Source organism: Arthrobacter sp. EM1 (genome assembly GCF_029964055.1).
In the GTDB taxonomy this organism is placed as follows: Bacteria; Actinomycetota; Actinomycetes; order Actinomycetales; family Micrococcaceae; genus Arthrobacter.
On sequence record NZ_CP124836.1, the window covers coordinates 1,532,814 to 1,551,567 of the forward strand.

The following is an 18,754-nucleotide window of genomic DNA, read 5'->3' on the forward strand; positions in this document are numbered from 1 at the left end:
AAAATGCTCATGGCGCGGCTGCAGGGGCTGGGGCCGGTGCGGTTCCGGGTGGATCTCGTAGGGGTTCCAGGGCGTAGTCCCACAACTTGTAGAGGCCGTAGCCGCCACCGGCATAGGTCCCGTAGTTGAAGACCGCCGAGACGGCTTTGTTGTTGTAGAGCCACGTGTTGAACCAGCCTTTGATGGGCACCACGTTCCAGCCAGCGTCGCCGAGGCCTTGCATGATCCGGTTCATTCGTGTGCCGTAGCGGAAGAAGGGCGGTTTCTTCCCGACGGTGCGGTACCAGCGCTGTTTGATGATCATGTGCTCCATGGACCAGCCGGAGCCCTTCGCGATGCTCCAGCGCTTCCGGAAGTCCTTCCACATCCCGAAGCTGCGCCGGTCCTCCCAGAAGAACCGCCCCAGGCGGCGCAGCAGCGGGGTGCGTTGTCCCGGAGCCGCGCGCCGGAACAGTCCCAGCAGCGCCGTCCCCATACCGCGGAGCCCGCGGCTCACCACACCCTTTAGCGAGGTCATCCCCGCCTTGAGCGCATTCTTGAGGCCCACCATGGCGGCCTTGAACTCGCCAAGTGTCAAGACTGTAAGCACAATGTCGACCACAGTCAGGGCCAGGAAGGCTACCTGCGCGCCCCAGCCGGACAGGAACCCCATGCCGCCGGGAATGCCGCCGGAGACGCCATCGGCGCTGCCGCTGAACTCGAGATGCCAGTAACCGGCGATCTTGGTGATCTTGTCCAGCGCGGTGGGTTCTTGATTGCTGCCTGCAGGGCCGCTGCCCGAGGTTCCCGTCCCGGTGCCCGTATCCGCGGGCTCGCTGTCCCCGGTCTTGGTGCCCGTGCCCGTCCCGCCGCCCGGACCGGACTTTTCCGTGCCGTGCTTAGTGGGGTCCTTCGAGGGGCCGTCCCCCTGGCCGGTGGCACCGCCGTCGGCCGTTCCATCTGCCGACCCGGTGGGGCTGCCGCCTTCGGCCGGGGTGGTGCCATCGCCCGTGGTGTTGCCATCGAGTTTTCCGTCAACGCTGCCGGTGGGGCTGCCATTGACGTTTCCGCCCACCTGGCCGCCAGGAGCGCCGCCTTCGGTGCCGCCGTCCACGCCACCCTGCGCGCCGCCGGGGCTGGTGCCCTTGCCGCCCGTGCCCGATCCGCCTGCCTTGCCGACGCCGGCGCCCGGCGTGGTGCCACCGCCGGTGCCGCCCGGCTCGGTGGGGGTCTTGCCGTTGCCCGGTCCGGTGTCCGTCCCCGGCCCGGTGCCTGGGCCGTTGCCATTGCCCGGACCCGCGCTGGGGCCGGTGGCCGCCTCGCCCATGCCGCCGCCGCCGGGACCCGTGCCCTTGGTGCCGGAACCGCTGCCGGTGCTACCGGGCGCGCCGGGTTGGGTGGCCGTGCCCGAGCCGCCGTCCTTGCTGCTGTTCGAACCGTCGGCACTGTGCGCATTCCCGGTGGCCCGATCCCCGGTGGGCGCCGTCTGGGCACTCGTGGCGCCACCGCCGTTGCCGGCACCAGTGGCGGGCGGGGCCGGCGTCGTGGGCGGATCTCCCGCCGGCGCGTCAGAAGCTGGCGCGTCAGAAGCTGGCACTGCTGGTTCGTCCAGTTTGAGCTCGTCAAACATCTTTTCGATGTCGTAGAGGGCCCCGGCCTTTTCCACGTTGCCGCCGTTTTCGGCGATCATTTGCTGCAACCGCGGCGTGTAGTTCTCCTGCCGGACAATCATCCAGTCGTTGCCGCTGCGCTTGACTTCCAGGGCCCGGATGCCCAGCTCCCTGCCGCGGCCATTGTTGAAATGGCGCATGGCTTGGGCGCCGGTGTAATTGGCGGGCACGCTGTCCAGTCGGCTCATGGTGCCGGTGGCCTGCAAGCCGTTCGGATCCACCAGGTTCACCGGATTGTTCTGGACGAACTCGTAGAGGTTCAAGGATGCGGCATTGCCCAGCGGGTCCGGGCTGAGCCAGCCGCCAATCCAGGACGCGTAGTACCGGTAGCCGAAGTAGTAGAGGCCGGTAGCGTCGTCGCGCTCCTTGCCCGTGTAGCGCCGGTCCCGCAGTTTAGTGCGGCGCAGCGCGGCCCCTGCGATGAAGCAGGAGCCGCCGTAGCTGAAGTGTTCCTCGTAGCTGAGGACAACGCCGTTGGAGTCCAGTTCCATGGCCGTGGAGCCCAGGTCATCGGGGATGAGGAAGCGGACTTCGGCGGTGCCCACGGTGTCCGTTTCGGCGGCGCTGGTATCGGCACTCCAACGGTAGACGGTGGCCAGGCAGCGATCGTCGTCCTCGATCAGCGCCACGGTGCGTTGGATTGCGGTGATGCCGGCGCGGGTATGGAGGAACAGTTCGCAGCCTTCGAGGTAGATTTTCTCGGTGCGTTCCAGCCCACCTGCCGTGAGCCGTTCGGTGACTTTCCGGACGCGGCGGCCTTCGGCGTCGTAGGCGTAATGTTCGACGTCGTTCGGTTGGCCTTGGGCGCTCCGGTCAATGATGGTGGCGGAGCGGAGGCGGTTGCGGTGGTCCCAGACGATCGCGGCCAGGTGCGGCAGCGAGTTCGTGTTTCCGGCGGCGTCGAACCGCCCTTCCGGTGCGGCGATGGGAACGCCGTTCGTGTCCAGGGCCGGGAGACGCCGGTTGGAGGTGGCCGAAACCCAGATGTCCTGTGTCCACGACCGGGTGGTCCCGGTGTGCTTGATCTGGTCCAGGTTGCCGGCGACGTCGTAGTGGAAGCGCTGCGTGAAGCGCTCCACCGCGGCGCCGTTGGCCAGGCTGAGGTGCCGGGTGCCCTGTACCACGCCTGCCGCGCCGGACCAGGCATCGGTGGGCAGCAGCGCCTGGTGCACGCGGCCGGTGGCCTCCACCACCTGGTAGTAGGGGTCGTAGCGGTACTCTCGGGCCGGCGTCACCGTGAGCCCCTGCAGGACCGGGGTGGGGTGCGCCGGTTCCTGGGCGTGATCCAGCAGCCAGGTGATGTTGCCTGCCGGGTCCCGGACCACCTCCACGTCCCGCAGTGTCTGCGCGGCGGCGCCAGCGGAGGCAGTTGTGGAGCGGGTGAGCTGTCCGGTGGCGCGGTCGTAGCCGTTGATCGTGGTGACGCCGTTGCCCAGCTCGACGCGTTCCTGCTGGCCGCGGGCGTTGGCGCTGCTGCCCGCCAAAATAAACCGGTTGCTGAGCTGACCATCAGAAGTGGAGACGGTGATGGTGTCCATCCCGCCGGCGCGGCGGTACTTGAACATGCGGGTGGTGCCGTCCGGGGAGGTTCGCCGCAACGGCCTGCTGAAGGCGTCATAGGCGGAGACGGCGGTGTAGGTGGTGGCGTCCAGGGGCTCGCCGCCGGGAGCGGTCCAGTCCGGTTCGCGGTCCACCACTGTTCGCAGCCGATGCGAAACCTCCAGCGGGTTGCCGTCCGGGGTGAAGCGCAGGGCCTCATGCCGCCCGGCCGAGTCCTCGTGGACCACCAACAGCCCGCGCGCGTTGCGGGCCACGGCCGCCGGCACCGCAGGATCCTCGCCGTAGGTGAGCCGTTCCACCATGTGGTTCAGGCCGTTGCCGGACACGCGGATTTCCGTGGGCCGGCCCGCGGCGTCGTAACTGGATTGGATCCGGTACGCCCGCGGATCCCAGCGCTGCACCTCCCGGTCCAGCGCGTCGAGGAAGAAAACCGTCTCGCCAGCGTCCACGCTGCGTTGGCGCAGCAGCCGGCCAGCCATGTCCAGGTCCACTTGGGTGATCATCACCCCGCGGGCATCCACGACGGCGGTGACGTTGCCGTCGTCGTCCAACGTCCGGCGGCAGCGGCGTTCCTCGGCCGCGGCACCGCGGCGCACCTCCAGGACGGTGCGGCCCATCGGGTCCACGTGCACGGTGGTGGGAGTGCCGGCGTGGGCTCTCGCGCGCTCGAGCGCGCGGCGTTCGGGATCGCCGGCGGGCAGGGCTTGGCGTTGCAGTTCATAGTCGGAGCCGGTCACGGTGTCATTGGGGTCCGCGGAGGTGGTGGACCAGGCGTCGGTGGTGATTTGCGTGCGGGTGCCGTTGGGCAGGCTGACTCCAATTTCCCGGCCCAGCGCATCGTAGCGGTGGCGCACGGCGGTTCCGAACGACTGCAATTCGGGGTCCGGCTCGTAGCGGGGCGTGGTGGTGTGGAAGGGCTCGAACTCGAGGACAGCCTGCTGCTTGGAATCGAACACCACGTGCCCGGATGCCCGCCAGCGTTGGGCGGCGGGGGCCTCCACCGGCACCCCCTGGGCATCCACGTCGATACTGCCGTCCGGGCGGCGGACCACCGCGGGGCCCGCGTCCACGCGCTGCTTACCTTGGATGGGCCGGCCGAACCCGTCGAAGTACTGCACGGCCACCTGCACCTCGCCGTTTTGGGCCGGGCCGCCCGCGCCGTCGTCCACCAGCGACTCGCGCGCCACGTCAACGCTGCAGATCGGCTCACCCCGGTCCCGGAAAGCGGCGAGGTCGCAGAAGGCAAAGGTGCTGGCCTGTACCACGGCGCCAGCCGGGTTGGCGAGGGCCGCCGTCACGGTGCCGGGGAGCCCGCCCGGGTGGGCACTCAACGGCCGGGCCCCGTGTGCCTGGGAGGTGCCGCCGTCGTCCAATGCCGTGCCGTGCCCGGACGTGAGAACGGTGAACCCGAAGGCGTCATAGCGCGCCTCGAAGGTGGCCTGGTTGGCGTCGGTGATCCGCCACGGGGCCATGACCTGGTAGTCGAGGTCCGCGGTGGTGGTGTTGCCTACCTCGTCCGTGAAGCTGAGCCTTGACAGCGCGGCCGGGTCCCACACCCACGCGGTTTGTGCGCCGTCGGCTTCCAGGGAGCCTTCCGGCAGGCTGAAACGGGCGGCGGGGAGCAGTGCGGCCACGGGTCCGCGGGCCCACCAGTAGCCATCCGCCGCTACATAGTGGGCGGCGGTGAGAGCCGCGGCGTTGACCCGGGCAGCATAGATGCGGGCCACCTCGGCGGCCGCGAAGCAGGCGTGCTCCTCGTGGTGGACCAAGCCCTCAGGCCCCGGATCGCCGAGTGGCCGGGTGCCGGTTCGGGCGGCGTCCCGGTACAGCGTGCGGTCCCAGGACACGCGGCGCAGCTCCATGCCGGCGGTGAAGGCCGCGCCGTTCTCAAGCGGGGCGGCCAGCGCGGCGGTGGCTGCGGCGCGCGCTGCGGTGAAGCTGAGCGGGCCGGCGTCGCCTAATCCTCTGCCCTCGAATGCTTCCTCCTCGACGGGGATCGCCAGCAGGTAGCTGTCCTCGGTGTCCACGTGCGTGACCCGGCGGCGGGTCACCTGGGAGATGGGCACACCCTGGCTGGGATCGGCCGCAGGCTGGCCGGGGCGGCGCGGGCAGCCCAGGTCCAAGGTGAGCAGTTCGCAGCCCACCTCGTCCCGGGCCAGGACCACGCGCTGCTCCACCCGGGGATCTGCGGGCTGCTCCTCGTAGCTGGCTTCGAGGGTCTCTCGTTCGCGCACGGTATAGGCGGCAGGGCGCCCGCCCAGCGCGGGCTGGAGTTGGTGCACGGCGTAGCCCGTGGTGGAGACTCTGAGGGGCTGCGGGTTGCGTTGGCCGGTGCGGTTTACGGCGAACAGTTCGTCCCGCAGCGGCCAACCGGCCAGGGCGCGGTGGGCGTCGGGGTCTTCGGTGGGCGCGTCAGGGCCGCTGGGCGGGGTGGGCGCGTCCGGGTCTGCGGCCCAGCAGCGGGTGCGGAGCCGGGCGTCGACGTCGGGGTCCCCAGAGGCGTGCCAGAGCCGGTGGCAGGAGGCAGCGCCGAGGTCGTCAGGGGGCAGCTCATCGGGGCGGAGGGGCCGGATTTCGGCCACGCCGGGGGCGCCCCAGCCGGGCCGGTGGAAGGAGCCGGAATCATGGATGTCCACGTGCAGGAAGCCGCGGAAGACGCGCTCGACGGAGTCGAAGTAGCCGCAGTGGTATTCGTAGCGTGCCACGGAGCGGGTGTTGGCTATGTGGTCAATGAGGAAAACACGGTCCACCACGGTCACGTGCTGGGGGAGCCGGGTCAGCCAGGGTTCGTCCCCGGCTTCGTCGCGGCGGTAGTGCACGGCGGAGGAAGAATATTCGACGACGGTCTCCGCACCGGCGTCGCTGGCGACGGACACGAGGCGGCGGGGTGGGCCGTCCGCCATCAACCGGACGTAGCGCAGGGGAGCGGAGCTGTCTCCGGCGAGGACGGAGGACCAGACAATGCTGAGGGTGCCGTCGCCCAGGAGGTCCAGGACCTGGGCGCTGCAGAGGTCATCCGCAGCGGGCAGGCCGAGGACCTGGCCGCCGGAGACAAAGCCGTTGCCGGCGGCGTTCCGCCACCACAGCAGGTAGTCCGCGCCCACGTAGACCAGGTCCGCGGTGCCGGTGGAGTCCAGGTCCGCAAACCGGATCCGACGGATGTCCAGTGTGGTGCCGTCCGGGAGGCTGGGCGCGTTGAGCATACTGATGGGGTCGCCTAAATCGCCGCCGGGCAGTCCGGGCCAGTATTCGATCCGGCCTTCCTGGACCTGGACCAAGTCCAGGAGGCCGTCGCCGGTCATGTCCGCCATAAAAACGCCCACCTCCGGACGCTCGGCAAGGAGCGGGACGGAGGTCGCTGCGTGCTGGGGGAGATTGGTGGGGGCGCCGTAACCGATCTTGCCCAGGGCGGGAAAGCACAGGGAATTTTCGCCCAAGGCGAGGATCGTCTCCGGCAGCCCATCGCCGTCGACGTCGACCCAGTCCTGCCGGCCGGGCCCGGCGAAGACAGGGACCTGGCCAAAGGGCTGGAAGGCATGCCAGCTGCGTTCGTCCCTGTTGTATTCGCTGAAGCCGGCGTGGCGGCCGTCCAGGACGGCCACGTTGAAGTTGCCGTCGCGGTCGAAGTCCGCCAGCAACGACCCGGCGGTGCGGTCCGAGGGGGTTTCGGCGAGCCGTTCTTGCGGGCCGAAGATACCGCCGCCCAAGTTTGGTTTGTAGTACCAGGCGCCGTCCGCCACGGTGAGGACACCGGGCAGGCCCTCGCCGCGGACGTCCGCGAATCGGTAGTCGGAGCCGTGTAGGCCCTGGGGTAGGTTTTCGAGACTGGCGGAGTCCAGGGTGCGGAGCCGCTGTTCCACCACGCTGTCGCTATAGCGGAAGGTAACGCCGGGGAGGGATTGGACGGTGACGGTGGCATCATGCCGGAAGCCTTGGACTTCGATCCGGTGCAGGAATGTCCCGGTGGGTGCCTGGTCGTGGATGAGGTTGACGGCGCGGGTGAGGACGGGGGCGGGGCCCAATGCGGCGAAGCGGTGGAACACGAGGATGCGGCGGCACAGCCGGTAGGTGCGGACCTCGAAGCCGGGGCGGCGGCTGGAATAGGGATCCTGCCGGACCAGCCAGTCTTGGTCTGGTGCCGGAGTGGCAGCCTGGCCGGGGGCGTGGTCGCCGTAGTCGAGGACCACTTCCAGATGCCAGTTGGCGGCAGCACCGTCGTCGTTCGCGTCCAGCGGATCCTGGTTGAGGTACCGGACGCGCTTGAGGAGGCGTTGGGCGTGACCGGCGGGGTTGAGGCGCGGGAATTCGGCGGGGGAGCTCCAGTCCACGGCGGCGCCGTCCTCGGCCGCGTAGTCATAGCGGATGGCGTTGCCGAAGCGGTCGTACTGGGCCTCGAGTAGCCACTCGTAGATCCGGGACGGACGTTCGGGGTCCCGGATCCGGCCGGATCCATCACTGCGGCGGCCGAAAATGGCCACGCTGCCGTCTGGTCGTCGCACCCGCCAGTGCACGTCGCCATCCGCTGTCGCGGTCCATTGTTCCACCCGGGTGAAGGTGGACTCGTGCCGGCTCCGGAAGCGTCGGACGTGGTGGGCGGGGGCGTCCCATTCCAGGGCCGTCTGCCCGCCAGGACCTGATGTGAGGGCGGGCACCAGCTCGTCCCCGGCGAGGGAGTAGCGGTCCGTGGCGTCGTAGCGGGGCACATCACGGCGGTCAAAGACGCTCACCGAGGCCATCCCGCCGAGCGCCCAGCCGAACCCGAACGGCGAATTCCCCGCCGCGTCCTGGTAGTTGAATGCCAGCCCGGGGCCGAAGCCCAAGCGCCCGGACGGCAACGGCAGCGGGTAGGAGTACGACGCGGAGCCGGTGGACGCATCCACGGCCACATCGAAGGGCGGCAGCAGGTCCGCCACCTCAACCAGGGCCGGGGTAATGGGGCCGTTCACGGCCGGTGATTCACCCCGCCAAGACGGTGTAAAAGCATAACCCCATACAGCACGGGTGCCCCCAATTTCTCGAGGTGAGAGTACTATGCCCTTGGTCTAGCACTTGGAAGTGGTTTCGTCGAGGGGAAAATCTTAGCGACAGGTCAGGTGGGCCCTGAGGCGGCGGGTATCAGCCGGATGTCCCTAAAAATGGCCTGACTGTTCCGCAGGAAGATGAGCCTGGCCGCTATTCCCGGCGACGGAGACCCTCCCGGGAACCGGCATAAGGGCCGATGACGGCGCTGCCGCTGCGGCAGATCTCCGGGTACACGCCCTCGCCTTCGGCCGGACCGTCTTACGGATCTTCGCCCCAGGAACTAGCCGGCGTCCCGGACCCGCTGGAGGTACATAACTAGTTCCTGGAGCCGGTCCGCGGGCCACGGTAGCCGGGCGCTCAACTCCGGGCTGTTTTCCTGCCACATGCTCCGCGCCGCAGCCTTAGTCGCGTCATTGCTGTGGAACTGGGAACCGAGCCCGTCCCAACGCCTTGCAAAGTCGCGGACCGCGGGATCGTCCACAGGCGTGCGCGCTGACACGTGGCCCAGGCCCTCTTCGATAAGACTGGCAAGCGTGGTCCTGGCATCTTCGACGGCTGCCGGGCCGACCTCGGCCCTCCGTTGCGCCAGTTCGGTGCGCTGTTCTTCCGTGAAGTACTTCTCGTACATCGTCATCCCTTCCAAAATTGTTATGAAGTGGTCCACGCCCGGCATGGCGTCGCCCATGCTGTCGAGCAAGGCCTGGATCTGCCGCTGGAGGCGCAGCGCCTGCTCCGCTTGGTCATGCAGTGCCGACAACTGGCTGGTGAGCAGCCGCCGCACGGCGCCGACGTCGTCCGGCGACGCCGCCAAGACCTCGCGGACCTGCTCCAGAGACAGGCCCAGCGCCCGCAGAGCCCTGATCCGGTAGAGGCGGCGGACATCATCTTCCGAATATCGCCGGTGCCCGGAGCCCGTTCGCCCTGTTGGTGGAAACAGGGCGATCTGGTCGTAGTGGTGCAAGGTCCGCACAGTGACCCCGCACAATGTGGCAAGTTCGCCAATGCTCCACGACTGCCCACCGGTCTCCAACATGTTTCCCACCCTAGGACCTGACGCCACGTCAGGATCAAGCCCCGTGCGCGCGGGGTCCTGACCAAACCGCCAAATCCAATTTGACGGCTATTGGAGCATCGACGGCTTTCACGGCACGCCTCACGAGCCCGGCTGAGCCGGCCGAGTTGTCAGTTTTAGAAGTCGTCTGCCCCAGATTGCGCGGCCGGGCTGCCGGGATGAACAGGCCCGGCAGCTTCCGTGGCTGCATGACACAGGGCGCTTAGCAAAATTCTTGGGAGGTGTCGGCTTAGCGCAATTCCGTGAGTGGTCATGTGCACGAACGCCTCGATGGGGGCAAAGCTTGCGCGGGGTACACCGCTTTTTCGCCGGGAGGAACTGTGCCGCTGGGCGGCCGCTATTGTGGCGTCTCGTTCTTTGCCCTGTGGGCGAGCCGCCCTAGTTGCCATCGGTGCACGTCGGGCAGCCAATCCAACGGGGCCGACGGGCCGACCCGGGGATCCTCGGAAAACCCGCCGTCCCGCAGAGCCTCTACGTACACGCGATCCTCTTTTATTCGAGCTCGAAGCTGCTCAGCCCCGCAACCCGAGCCGTGACCGGGGATCACGGCAGCAACTTCGTCGGCAACACCCTCAAACAGCAGGAGCGCGGCGAGGTAGTCCTCGACCGGATTCACAGCCTCAAGATCGAGAAACGGCATCAGGATGTCGGAAAGCATGTCGCCGGCGACGAGGACGCCGTGCTCCTCGATCAGCAGCGCCGCATGGCCTGGCGCATGGGCCTGGTGCTCGATGATCCGGACTTTCGGTCCATCCCAGGGAATCTGCGCTGCTCCGGCGGGCAGACCGGTCATAAGACCGAGCAGATCCATCGGGATCTCCCCGGCGAGCTCCGGCGGTAGCGCCCCGGCCACGCGGGCCTTCCAGTCCGAGTGCGACAGCAGGTCTTGGATGGACGCCGCGCAGCGGCCCGTACCGTAACGGGGCACGTCGCCGAACATCGCGTGCCAGAGCACGTGGTCCCAATGCGGATGCGTCGAGAACCCCGCCACGACTTGCTGGCCCAACCCTCGAAGGTCGTTTGCTAGGTCGGCCATTTCCTCGCTCGTGATACCGGGATCGATGAGCAACACACCTGTCAGGCCCTGCACCGCAACGGAGTTACTTTGGATGAACTTGCTCTTATGGACGTAAACGCCCTTAGCCACTTGCTTCAGCATCAAACGCCTTCCGCTTGTGGTTTGCGACCGCTTGCCGCGACGGTACTACCTGGCGGTAAGAGTTTTCAAGCACTAGTTGTACTCAGCCAGCAGGTTGGTTACATCTGCTGATGGGTGCTCGTCCTCCGAGGGCTGCGTGGTTTCGGCGGTGGTTGTAGAAGTCTAGCCAGCCGGTGAGGGCTTGTGCGCGGTGGTCACTGGAGTCGTAGGCGTTCTTGTAGGCCCAGCCTTCCTGCAGGGTCCAGTTGAACCGTTCGGCTTTGCCGTTCTGCCACGGGCTGCGGGGTTTTGTGCGCCGGTGCTTGGCGCCGAGGTCCTCCATGACTTTGGAGAAGGCCGCGGACCGGATGTAGGCCAGGGCGTTGTCCGTCATGACCTCTTGCACGGGGGCTCCGTTGGCGGCCATGAACGCTGCGGCGTTGGCCAGGAACGCCGCGCAGGTGGGGCCCTTCTCATCGGGCAGGACCTCGACATAGGCCAGGCGGGAGTGGTCATCGACGGCCACGTGGACATAGTCATAGCCCAGTCCGCGGCCTCTGACGGCTTCGGACCGGCCGTGGACCCGCCAGCCTCCGCCGTCCGGGATTTTCCCGAGTTTCTTCACGTCAATGTGCAGTAGTTCTCCGGCGGTGTCGCGTTCGTAGCGGTGGTCGGTTGCCCGGCCGGCGCGGATGCGTTCGCCGCTGATCGGGTCCAGTTCCCATAACCGGGGCAGCCCGGCCCGGGCGATGATCCGGGAGACCGTGCGGGCCGGGACGTTGCAGCGTTCGGCCAGTTCGACCGGGCCCTCGCGGTGCTTTACCCGCGCCTCGAGGACCTCGTCGATTTTCGCCGAGGGGGTGGCATGCGGGCACGAACGCGGGCGGGACGAGCGATCCTCCATACCGTCCGAGCCGTGCTCCAGATATCGCCGGAACCACCGGTGGGCGCAGGCACGGGAAACACCCATTTCCTTCGCCACATGCGCCACGGGACGGCCGCCCAGAACACGCTGGACAAGGATGCTTCTACCGGCAGGAGTCAGACGGGCATTACGGTGGACCATGAAGACCTCTTAGTCGTTTGGTGTGTGTGGTAACCACCAACCTAAGAGGTCTTCACCCTTTCAACATGTAACCAACGTCCTGGCTGAGTACACCTGATATGTAGGTAGTCCATGTCAAGAGGGCAAGGGTGAGCGGTCCAAGATTGGATGTCTTGGACCGCTCTTTTGTGTTCGTTCCCCTGCTTGGTCCGGCGGCCGGCGCGTCGTGGTCGACGGCGCTGTCAGACTGATATTCGCGGGTTGGCTACCGCAGGACGAGGTGTTCGGCTGGAGGGGTGCCGCTGGTCTAGCAATGTCGGGCGTCACCGTAATTTACCGGTTGCCCATAGGTGTATCGCGGGTCTCCTCCACGCTGCCGAGCCTCCGGACGGAGCCGGGAACGGCACACGTCTATTCATCCGTCCATGGCTGCTCCTGTTGGACCGCGGCCGCGAGAGACCAGCACCAGCCAGCCAGTTCCCGTGCGACAGCGACGTTGGCGATGACGCGCCGTTTGTGACGGGCTTCGAACTGGTCCCACTTGCGGTGCAGGCGGTGGTTGCCTTGATGTCCGCGGACCCGGGAGGCCTCATCGGCTGCGTCCCAGCGGGCACGCATGTCACGGCTTGCGTTGGCATATGGACGGCGGTGATGCCAAGCGGCCTCGACGAGCAGGCGGCGGGCATGGGTGTTTCCTGTTTTAGTGATGCCGCCTTGGGACCGTGAAGCACCAGAGGAATGTTCGGAGGGCACCAGGCCCAGATAGGCGCCGATGGTGCTGCCAGTGAAGCGGGTCCAATCACCGATCTCCACTGCCAGGCCGAAGGCGGTGAGCACCGAGATCCCGCGCAGACACATCAGCGCACGGACCACGGGTGCATAGCGGTCGGTGGCCGCGAGGGCCGTGATCTTCGCATCCAAACGGTTCCTGCGGTCCAGCGTCAGCTCCGCGGCCTCCAGGCTGGCCTCGTAAGCGGCCTGCAGGGACGGATCATCGAATCGTTGCCGGTGCAGCCAGGTGTGGTGGGCATCGGTCCAGGCATGGCCGCCGGAGTAGACCAGACCGTGGCGCAACAGGAGCTTCGAGATCCGGTGCCTGGCCCTCATCAGATCCGTACGGACGTCCTCGCGGGCCCGGACCAGGTCCCGCGCCGCTTCATCCGCACGGCCAGGAACCCGCACGGGCGTGATCTGTCCGAGCAGGGCCAACCGGGCCAGATGTTCGGCATCGCGGGCATCGGTCTTCACCCGGTCCCCGGACGGCCGCTGGAGCTTGGACGGCGCCGCGACCAGGCATTCGACCCCTGCACTGACCAGTAGCCGGGCCAACCCGAATCCGGTGGGGCCTGCCTCATAGACAACGAGGACCGGCTCCGGCAGCCCGGAAACCCACTCGGCGATCCCCGCATCGTTCGCGGCAAGGCTCTGCCTCAGGATCTCGCCCGTTTCACGGTCGATCGCGCAGCCTTTGACGCTGCGTGCATGGACATCCAAACCGACGTAAGTACGCTTATTCATGGTTGGAACCTCCAGACGTTCAAATGTGGCTCTGCCAGTCCACACCCCCCGCACCCACGTGCGGAAGGACCCGGACCGACAACCCACGAACCTCTTTGAACCCGAGGTTCCAGTCGCTACGTCCGGCGCGCCCCACCACACTTCATATCGTCTAGTGGCAGAAGGCTGAGCGGCGGTCGGGATGCCCGATCGAGGCAGCGGTCACCGCGTTAGGCGATCGCTGGGCCCTGGCCGTGATCCGTGCGGAATCCGCAGAGTTGCCAGGCAGCCGACTGCCACCTGCGTCGGGCGTGAATTAGGCTTGGCGTAGGCTGGAATTCGACGATAGGAGCATTTTATGAAGAAGATTCTTATGGTACTGACAAGCGTTTCGGAGATCCCCGGTACGGGCGAGAAGACCGGCTACAACGTGGCCGAGGCTGCACATCCCTGGAAGGTCTTCAAGGATTCCGGGCATTTCGTCGACTTCGCGTCCATCCAAGGCGGCCAGCCCCCACGTGACGAGGTGGACTCAGAAGATCCCATCCAGGTTGCCTTCACGGAGGACGAGGCAACGCGCGCCGGTCTCTACAACACCGCCCGAGTCGACGTCGTTGATCCCGAACAGTACGACGCCGTCTACCTCGTGGGCGGCCACGGCACCATGTGGGACTTCCCGGACAGCGAAGGCTTGCAGAACCTCGTCGCCAGCGTCTACAACGCCGGCGGCTTGGTGGGCGCGGTCTGCCACGGACCGGCCGGCCTGCTGAACGTGGAATTGGAGAACGGGCTTCGCCTCGTCGAGGGCCGGAAGGTGGCGGCCTTCACCAACGACGAGGAGGTTGCCGCGGGAAAAGACAAGGTCATCCCGTTCTTTTTGGCCGACCGGCTTGAGGAACAGGGCGCCACCCACGTCTCCGCTGATGTCTTTGAGGAGAAGGTTGTGGTTGACGACCGGCTGGTCACTGGCCAGAATCCGGCTTCAGCCGCCGGCGTGGCCAAGGAGATGGAGAAGCTCTTCGCAGAGGTCATCCACCGGGAAAAAGCCGAGGAACGGCACGAAACGGAGGCTCTGCGTGCCGAGAAGGACGCCGAGAAGGCTGCCGCAGAAGCGGAACACTAAGACCGCGCACTGAAACTGACGGCCGCCCCGGCAACGGGGCGGCCGTCAGTTGTCTTGGGGCGCTCTGCTCACCACCCGATGGGAGCGGGCGCTTGCCAGGGATGTTTAGGGCAGACTGGTGGCGTGAACGGAATCCGGTGGGTGCTGCACGTCGATCTCGACCAGTTCATCGCGGCAGTCGAAGTCCTGCGGCGGCCGGAGCTTGCGGGCAAACCGATCATTGTCGGCGGCCGGGGCGACCCCACGGAACGGGCCGTGGTGTCGACCGCATCCTACGAAGCCAGGGCGTTCGGTGTGGGTTCCGGAATGCCGCTACGCATTGCGGCCCGGAAAGTGCCCGACGCCGTGATCCTGCCCGTCGATCAGGAGGCCTACCTAGCGGCGTCTGAAACGGTGATGGCTACCTTGCGCGGGCAGCCCGGTGCCACCGTGCAGGTGCTGGGTTGGGACGAAGCCTTTGTTGGCATTGAGACTGACAGCCCGGAAGCTTATGCCCGGCACGTGCAGGCCGCTGTCCTGGAACGAACGCTGTTGCATTGCAGCGTGGGCATCGGCGACACCTTGGTCCGCGCCAAGGTCGCCACCGGTTTCGGCAAGCCGGCCGGCGTCTTCCGTCTCACTGCCGGGAACTGGCTCGACGTTATGGGCAGCCGGCCCACCAAGGACCTGTGGGGCGTCGGAACCAAAGTGTCGGGCAGGCTGGCGAAACTCGGCTTCAAAACAGTCGCGGAGCTCGCCGCGGCCGACCCCCAGGACCTGGTCCCGGAGTTCGGCCCCAGGATGGGTCCCTGGTACGCGGAGCTCGGACGCGGGGACGGCGCCGGCGTTGTGGACGCCACCCCGTGGGTTGCCCGCGGTCATAGCCGGGAAACAACCTTCCAGCGGGATCTGACCGAGCCCGCCCAGGTGGACGCCGCCGTGCGGGAGCTGACAGCGCGCGTGCTTGAGGATGTTGGGGCGGAAGGACGGCCCGTGGTGGGGCTGACCCTGAAGGTTAGGTACGCGCCGTTCATCACCAAGACCCATGCGCGGAGGATTCCCGAAACTTCCGACCAGGATGAGATCCTCGCGCGGGCCTTGGACCTCGCAGCCGGAATCGAAGTTGGCCGTCCGGTCCGGCTCCTGGGCCTGCGGGCCGAAATGGCAATGCCCGACGACGCCCGACAGGGACATACGCCCACGCGCGGCGGCTGGTAACGACGCCTTTGCCCTCGTCTTCTGGCGAAGGCGATCACTTTTCGTCCGGCCGGGCCCGGTCAAGCCAATCACCGAGCAACGCGGCGAGGAGCTCGGGCCGTTCGTGCATGAGTGCATGGCCCGCGCCCTCTACTACTGCCAGGCTGGCATGCGGATAGCGCTCGAGCAGATCCATGGCGTCGGTGTAACCAACGATCGCATCGCTCCGTCCGGCCGCGATTAGGGTCGGCCCCGTGAAGGTGCCAGACCCGACGTCGACCGTCCATTCGGCGAAGATACGGCCCAGTCCCTTGGCGTCGACGAGCGTTGTACCCGGCACGACATGGCTGCGGTAACGGCGTGCGGTGGCCGGTGTGCGCACGACGAAGTACTCATCGAACCCCTGCCGTTGCTCAGGTTCGAGTTCGTCGTAGGCGTCATCGTCCTGATAGATCACCCGATGGTCCGGCACATTTTGAGACCGCTCGGCGCCGGGGCATAGCAAGGCCAAAGCGCGCACGATGTCCGGCCGCTGTGCGGCCACTCCGCGCGCAAGATATGCGCCGTAGGAATGCCCCAGCAGCATCACCGGTCCGGCCTCCAGCCGATCAATGAAGTCAGCGAGGAGCGCGACTACATCGTCGTTGCAACCCAGGTCCCCGGTCGTGGAATGACCCATCCCCGGCAGATCCGGGTAGATCCGCTGGAATCCCGGGCCGGGGACGACGGCCTCTATCGCCGCCTCGATCTCGCGGTGATCCACACCGGCGCCATGAAGCGCAATAAGCGGCATGCCGACACCGTGCTCGACGTAATGAATCAGGACATCGTTGATCCGTCGCTCCATGTCAACATCGTATTGATCGATTCGGGGCAGCAACACCACCCATATCCAGGTGGCCTCCTACGGCTCCGTGGGGCGCTGGCTGAATGCTACGAGGCGCGATTGCATCTCCCAGTACGGGGTGGCGACCGGCGCCTGCCGGCCGCCACGAAGGGCCGTGACCACCATCACCGCCGCGTCAACAGCTGCCCGGTACGGTAGGGAGCCGGAGCTTACGCGCCGGACCCCCAGCTCACCCAGCTCGGCAACAGTCAGCGAGGGATGTGCCAGCACGTTGACCGGCAGCCCGATGCCGGCGGTGATGGCCCGGATGTCCTCCGGAACCACAAGTCCGGGCACAAAGATGCCATCCGCCCCGGCATCGGCGTAGGCCGAGGCGCGGAGCAGGACGGCATCCACAGTGGCCTGTTCGCCGAACCAAATGTTGTCCACCCGGGCGTTGACAAACATTTCCGGGCTGCGTCGCTTGACGGCGGCAACCTTCTCGGCAAAGGCTGGGGGATCGACCAGGTGCCCGGCTGTGCTGTCCTCCAGGTTGATCCCGGCCACGCCCAGGGCAGCCAGTCGGGCCACAGTCTCCGCAACCTCGGCAGGATCATCGGAGTAGCCGTCTTCGATGTCCGCCGTGACGTGGACAGGCAGGCGGCACAGCTGCGCCGCCAGTGCGAAGGTTTCCGCCTTGCTGGACCGTCCTCCGTTGGGGAGGCCGGCACTTGCCGCAATACCAAAGCTGGTGGTGCCGACGGCCGGGAATCCTGCTGTCGCAAATGCCAAGGCAGACCCTATGTCCCAGGCATTGGGGAGCAGCAGCGGCGACGCAGTGTTGTGGAGATCCCGAAAAGCCGCCATTTTCATTCCCAACTTCGGCCAACCGCATATGTGAATACCTTTGCAGTCTACAAACATGGCTGGGCGGTGCAAGGGAGGGACGCCACTCGAGACAAGGCCCGTTATCGTTGGTCCAACACATCTAGTCAGGAGGGCGCATGCCATACGTTGTTGACTTCGCGAACGTTTCTACTGTCGGCCTGGAATCGTCTCCGGTCGCCGGGGCGCTCGCTGGGTTACGCGCCAACGAGGGACGCTACTACCGCAACAAATACGACCACGTCTTCACCGTTAGCCCCGCAAGCGAGGTTCCGGAAGTAGTCGATAGGGTGAGCCGCATTCTTAAGGACGAGCGCGACCTCGTCATCGGCTCCCGCCCGCTCGAGGCGACCGCGTTTGAAGTCGGCGGTTTACGGATGGATTACGTTTTCTACGAATCCGGGCTGTCGATCAACGTTATGTACAGCATCGAGGACGGCGGGAAACGGGCGGTTGGATTCAAACTGGCCGAAGGCATGGTGATTCCAGCGGAACTGGAGTCACGTTTCAAGTTCGCCCGCCAGAAGTCAAAACTGGCAGGCGTTATCCGCGGCTCCTACTTTGTGATCAAGGGCAAATACTGATCCGCTTGGCAGCTGATGTTAAGCCTGTTACGCCCGCGTTCGGGGGTGCGTAGAGGCAACCCTCGCCGGGACGTCGTGGAGCTGAGGTTTAGTTCAACCGCTGGGTGAGTCTTACCTCGACGCTATCGCCATCAGCCTTGCCGATGGCTTTGCGCACGGGCGCAGCGACCGGTAACTTGTGTGTGCCATCGCCCAGCGCCATAAACGCTCCGGTAAACGGGTACCCGTCAATGGTGCCGGCTACTTTGACAAGCCCCCTGGTGCCAAAGATCTGAGCCGAATCCGGAAGCTGGACGCAGGTCCACGTGTCTCCCGGACGCACCCTGCCCAGAAGCGCGGTAAAGGTGATGTTCAGCGGTTGCTTAGCGGCCATGGTCGTTGTTCCTTAGTGCGGGTCGAGGAAACTGCGGCCGCACTCTGGGTGAAGGTGCTCCAGGGAACGCCCACTATTTCAGACCGGCCTTGAGATCAGTTACCACCTTGGCGACTCGGCGGGAGCGGGTTTCTGCAGTTTTTGCATTCGCGATTGGCTCCACGTAGCGCCGCTGGCTACTGTAGTTCAGCGTCGCGTAGAAGGCCTTCGCCTCGGGTTCCGTCGCAAGGGCAGCGGCGAGGTCCTCAGGAACATCGATGATTCGCGGCTCGGTGTCCACCTCGACGTCCACCTCCACAGTGTCCCCTGCAGAGACCCCCGTCAGTTCACGGTTGACCGCGCTGACGCCAACCATGTTCTGGCCGCCCATCACTGCGATGCTGCTGCGATAGCTTTTGCCGTTGACTGTCACAACCACCGGGGGCCGCCTCCCGGCACCAAGCGCAACTACGATGTCCTCTGGGACCTCGATGCCGACTTTGTTTCCGCTGCCCAGGATGGTCGTGGTGAATTTCATCCTCACAGTATGCGCCGGAGCCCCCATCAGGTCCACGGCGGTGGAGGGCTGACTGTGTCGACCCTTTGTGGCCACGGTATGACAGCTACTTGCCCCCCCTCGTTCGACCGTGTCATAGCCGCAAAAATTCACCCCGGGTGTGGGCTTTCAGCCGGAAGCGAAGTGGCAGTCACAGAATGACCGGCAGCGGCAACGGGAGGTCAGGCATGGTTCACTTCACGGCCAACATGGCAGTCCTGAGCGGAACAACTACGTCCTTCCACGGGCAATAGCCGGCCCGGTCAAAG

At 66.5% G+C, this 18,754-nt stretch carries 12 protein-coding genes; 3 read left to right on the forward strand and 9 right to left on the reverse strand.

The features are described from left to right. Positions 1–7 precede the first annotated feature (7 nt). The 5 genes from QI450_RS07055 to QI450_RS07075 form a co-directional block, all read right to left on the reverse strand. Positions 8–8,155, reverse strand: a complete 8,148-nt coding sequence (locus tag QI450_RS07055; RefSeq protein ID WP_282468145.1) for a SpvB/TcaC N-terminal domain-containing protein — start codon at positions 8,153–8,155, stop codon at positions 8–10. 356 nt (positions 8,156–8,511) lie between these two features. Then, positions 8,512–9,264 (reverse strand): MerR family transcriptional regulator, encoded by a 753-nt coding sequence (locus tag QI450_RS07060; RefSeq protein ID WP_226776257.1) that lies wholly within the window; start codon positions 9,262–9,264, stop codon positions 8,512–8,514. A 376-nt stretch (positions 9,265–9,640) separates the two neighbouring features. Beyond that, on the reverse strand, positions 9,641–10,462 hold the full coding sequence (locus QI450_RS07065) for an MBL fold metallo-hydrolase (protein WP_226776256.1): 822 nt from the start codon (positions 10,460–10,462) through the stop codon (positions 9,641–9,643). An 82-nt stretch (positions 10,463–10,544) separates the two neighbouring features. Then, positions 10,545–11,507, reverse strand: coding sequence for an IS481 family transposase (locus QI450_RS07070; RefSeq protein ID WP_282360797.1), 963 nt, complete (start codon positions 11,505–11,507; stop codon positions 10,545–10,547). 390 nt (positions 11,508–11,897) lie between these two features. Next, on the reverse strand, positions 11,898–13,004 hold the full coding sequence (locus QI450_RS07075) for an IS110 family transposase (RefSeq protein ID WP_282468062.1): 1,107 nt from the start codon (positions 13,002–13,004) through the stop codon (positions 11,898–11,900). A 337-nt stretch (positions 13,005–13,341) separates the two neighbouring features. Here QI450_RS07075 and QI450_RS07080 point away from each other — a divergent pair, with 337 nt between their 5' ends. Both QI450_RS07080 and QI450_RS07085 read left to right on the forward strand, forming a co-directional pair. Continuing rightward, entirely contained in the window at positions 13,342–14,106 is a 765-nt protein-coding gene (locus tag QI450_RS07080) for a type 1 glutamine amidotransferase domain-containing protein (protein ID WP_226775747.1), read from the forward strand. 141 nt (positions 14,107–14,247) lie between these two features. Next, positions 14,248–15,303, forward strand: coding sequence for a DNA polymerase IV (locus tag QI450_RS07085; protein ID WP_226775748.1), 1,056 nt, complete (start codon positions 14,248–14,250; stop codon positions 15,301–15,303). Between the two features lie 34 nt (positions 15,304–15,337). Here the strand turns inward: QI450_RS07085 and QI450_RS07090 are convergent, their stop codons facing one another. Both QI450_RS07090 and QI450_RS07095 read right to left on the reverse strand, forming a co-directional pair. Beyond that, complete coding sequence (locus QI450_RS07090) at positions 15,338–16,129, reverse strand: alpha/beta hydrolase (RefSeq protein ID WP_226775746.1); 792 nt, start codon at positions 16,127–16,129, stop codon at positions 15,338–15,340. A 57-nt stretch (positions 16,130–16,186) separates the two neighbouring features. Further along, positions 16,187–16,975 carry an isocitrate lyase/phosphoenolpyruvate mutase family protein gene (locus tag QI450_RS07095; RefSeq protein ID WP_226775745.1) on the reverse strand — a complete coding sequence of 263 codons (789 nt, stop codon included), beginning with the start codon at positions 16,973–16,975 and terminating at the stop codon, positions 16,187–16,189. A 137-nt stretch (positions 16,976–17,112) separates the two neighbouring features. On the opposite strand from QI450_RS07095, the gene QI450_RS07100 reads away from it, so the two are divergent. Further along, positions 17,113–17,577 (forward strand): phage tail protein, encoded by a 465-nt coding sequence (locus QI450_RS07100; protein WP_226775744.1) that lies wholly within the window; start codon positions 17,113–17,115, stop codon positions 17,575–17,577. Between the two features lie 88 nt (positions 17,578–17,665). On the opposite strand, the gene QI450_RS07105 is transcribed toward QI450_RS07100, so the two are convergent. Together QI450_RS07105 and QI450_RS07110 are read right to left on the reverse strand one after the other, a co-directional pair. Beyond that, entirely contained in the window at positions 17,666–17,950 is a 285-nt protein-coding gene (locus QI450_RS07105) for a DUF1905 domain-containing protein (RefSeq protein WP_226775743.1), read from the reverse strand. A 73-nt stretch (positions 17,951–18,023) separates the two neighbouring features. After that, positions 18,024–18,467 (reverse strand): YdeI/OmpD-associated family protein, encoded by a 444-nt coding sequence (locus QI450_RS07110; RefSeq protein ID WP_226775742.1) that lies wholly within the window; start codon positions 18,465–18,467, stop codon positions 18,024–18,026. Positions 18,468–18,754 lie beyond the last annotated feature (287 nt).

What these genes read in the sequence shown, in the direction of transcription:
- QI450_RS07080 (WP_226775747.1), top strand. Translation starts at nt 13,342, where the DNA reads ATGAAGAAGATTCTTATGGTACTGACAAGCGTTTCGGAGATCCCCGGT.
- QI450_RS07060 (WP_226776257.1), bottom strand. Translation starts at nt 9,264, where the DNA reads ATGTTGGAGACCGGTGGGCAGTCGTGGAGCATTGGCGAACTTGCCACA.
- QI450_RS07105 (WP_226775743.1), bottom strand. Translation starts at nt 17,950, where the DNA reads ATGGCCGCTAAGCAACCGCTGAACATCACCTTTACCGCGCTTCTGGGC.
- QI450_RS07070 (WP_282360797.1), bottom strand. Translation starts at nt 11,507, where the DNA reads ATGGTCCACCGTAATGCCCGTCTGACTCCTGCCGGTAGAAGCATCCTT.
- QI450_RS07110 (WP_226775742.1), bottom strand. Translation starts at nt 18,467, where the DNA reads ATGAAATTCACCACGACCATCCTGGGCAGCGGAAACAAAGTCGGCATC.
- QI450_RS07065 (WP_226776256.1), bottom strand. Translation starts at nt 10,462, where the DNA reads ATGCTGAAGCAAGTGGCTAAGGGCGTTTACGTCCATAAGAGCAAGTTC.
- QI450_RS07090 (WP_226775746.1), bottom strand. Translation starts at nt 16,129, where the DNA reads ATGGAGCGACGGATCAACGATGTCCTGATTCATTACGTCGAGCACGGT.
- QI450_RS07075 (WP_282468062.1), bottom strand. Translation starts at nt 13,004, where the DNA reads ATGAATAAGCGTACTTACGTCGGTTTGGATGTCCATGCACGCAGCGTC.
- QI450_RS07095 (WP_226775745.1), bottom strand. Translation starts at nt 16,975, where the DNA reads ATGGCGGCTTTTCGGGATCTCCACAACACTGCGTCGCCGCTGCTGCTC.
- QI450_RS07100 (WP_226775744.1), top strand. Translation starts at nt 17,113, where the DNA reads ATGCCATACGTTGTTGACTTCGCGAACGTTTCTACTGTCGGCCTGGAA.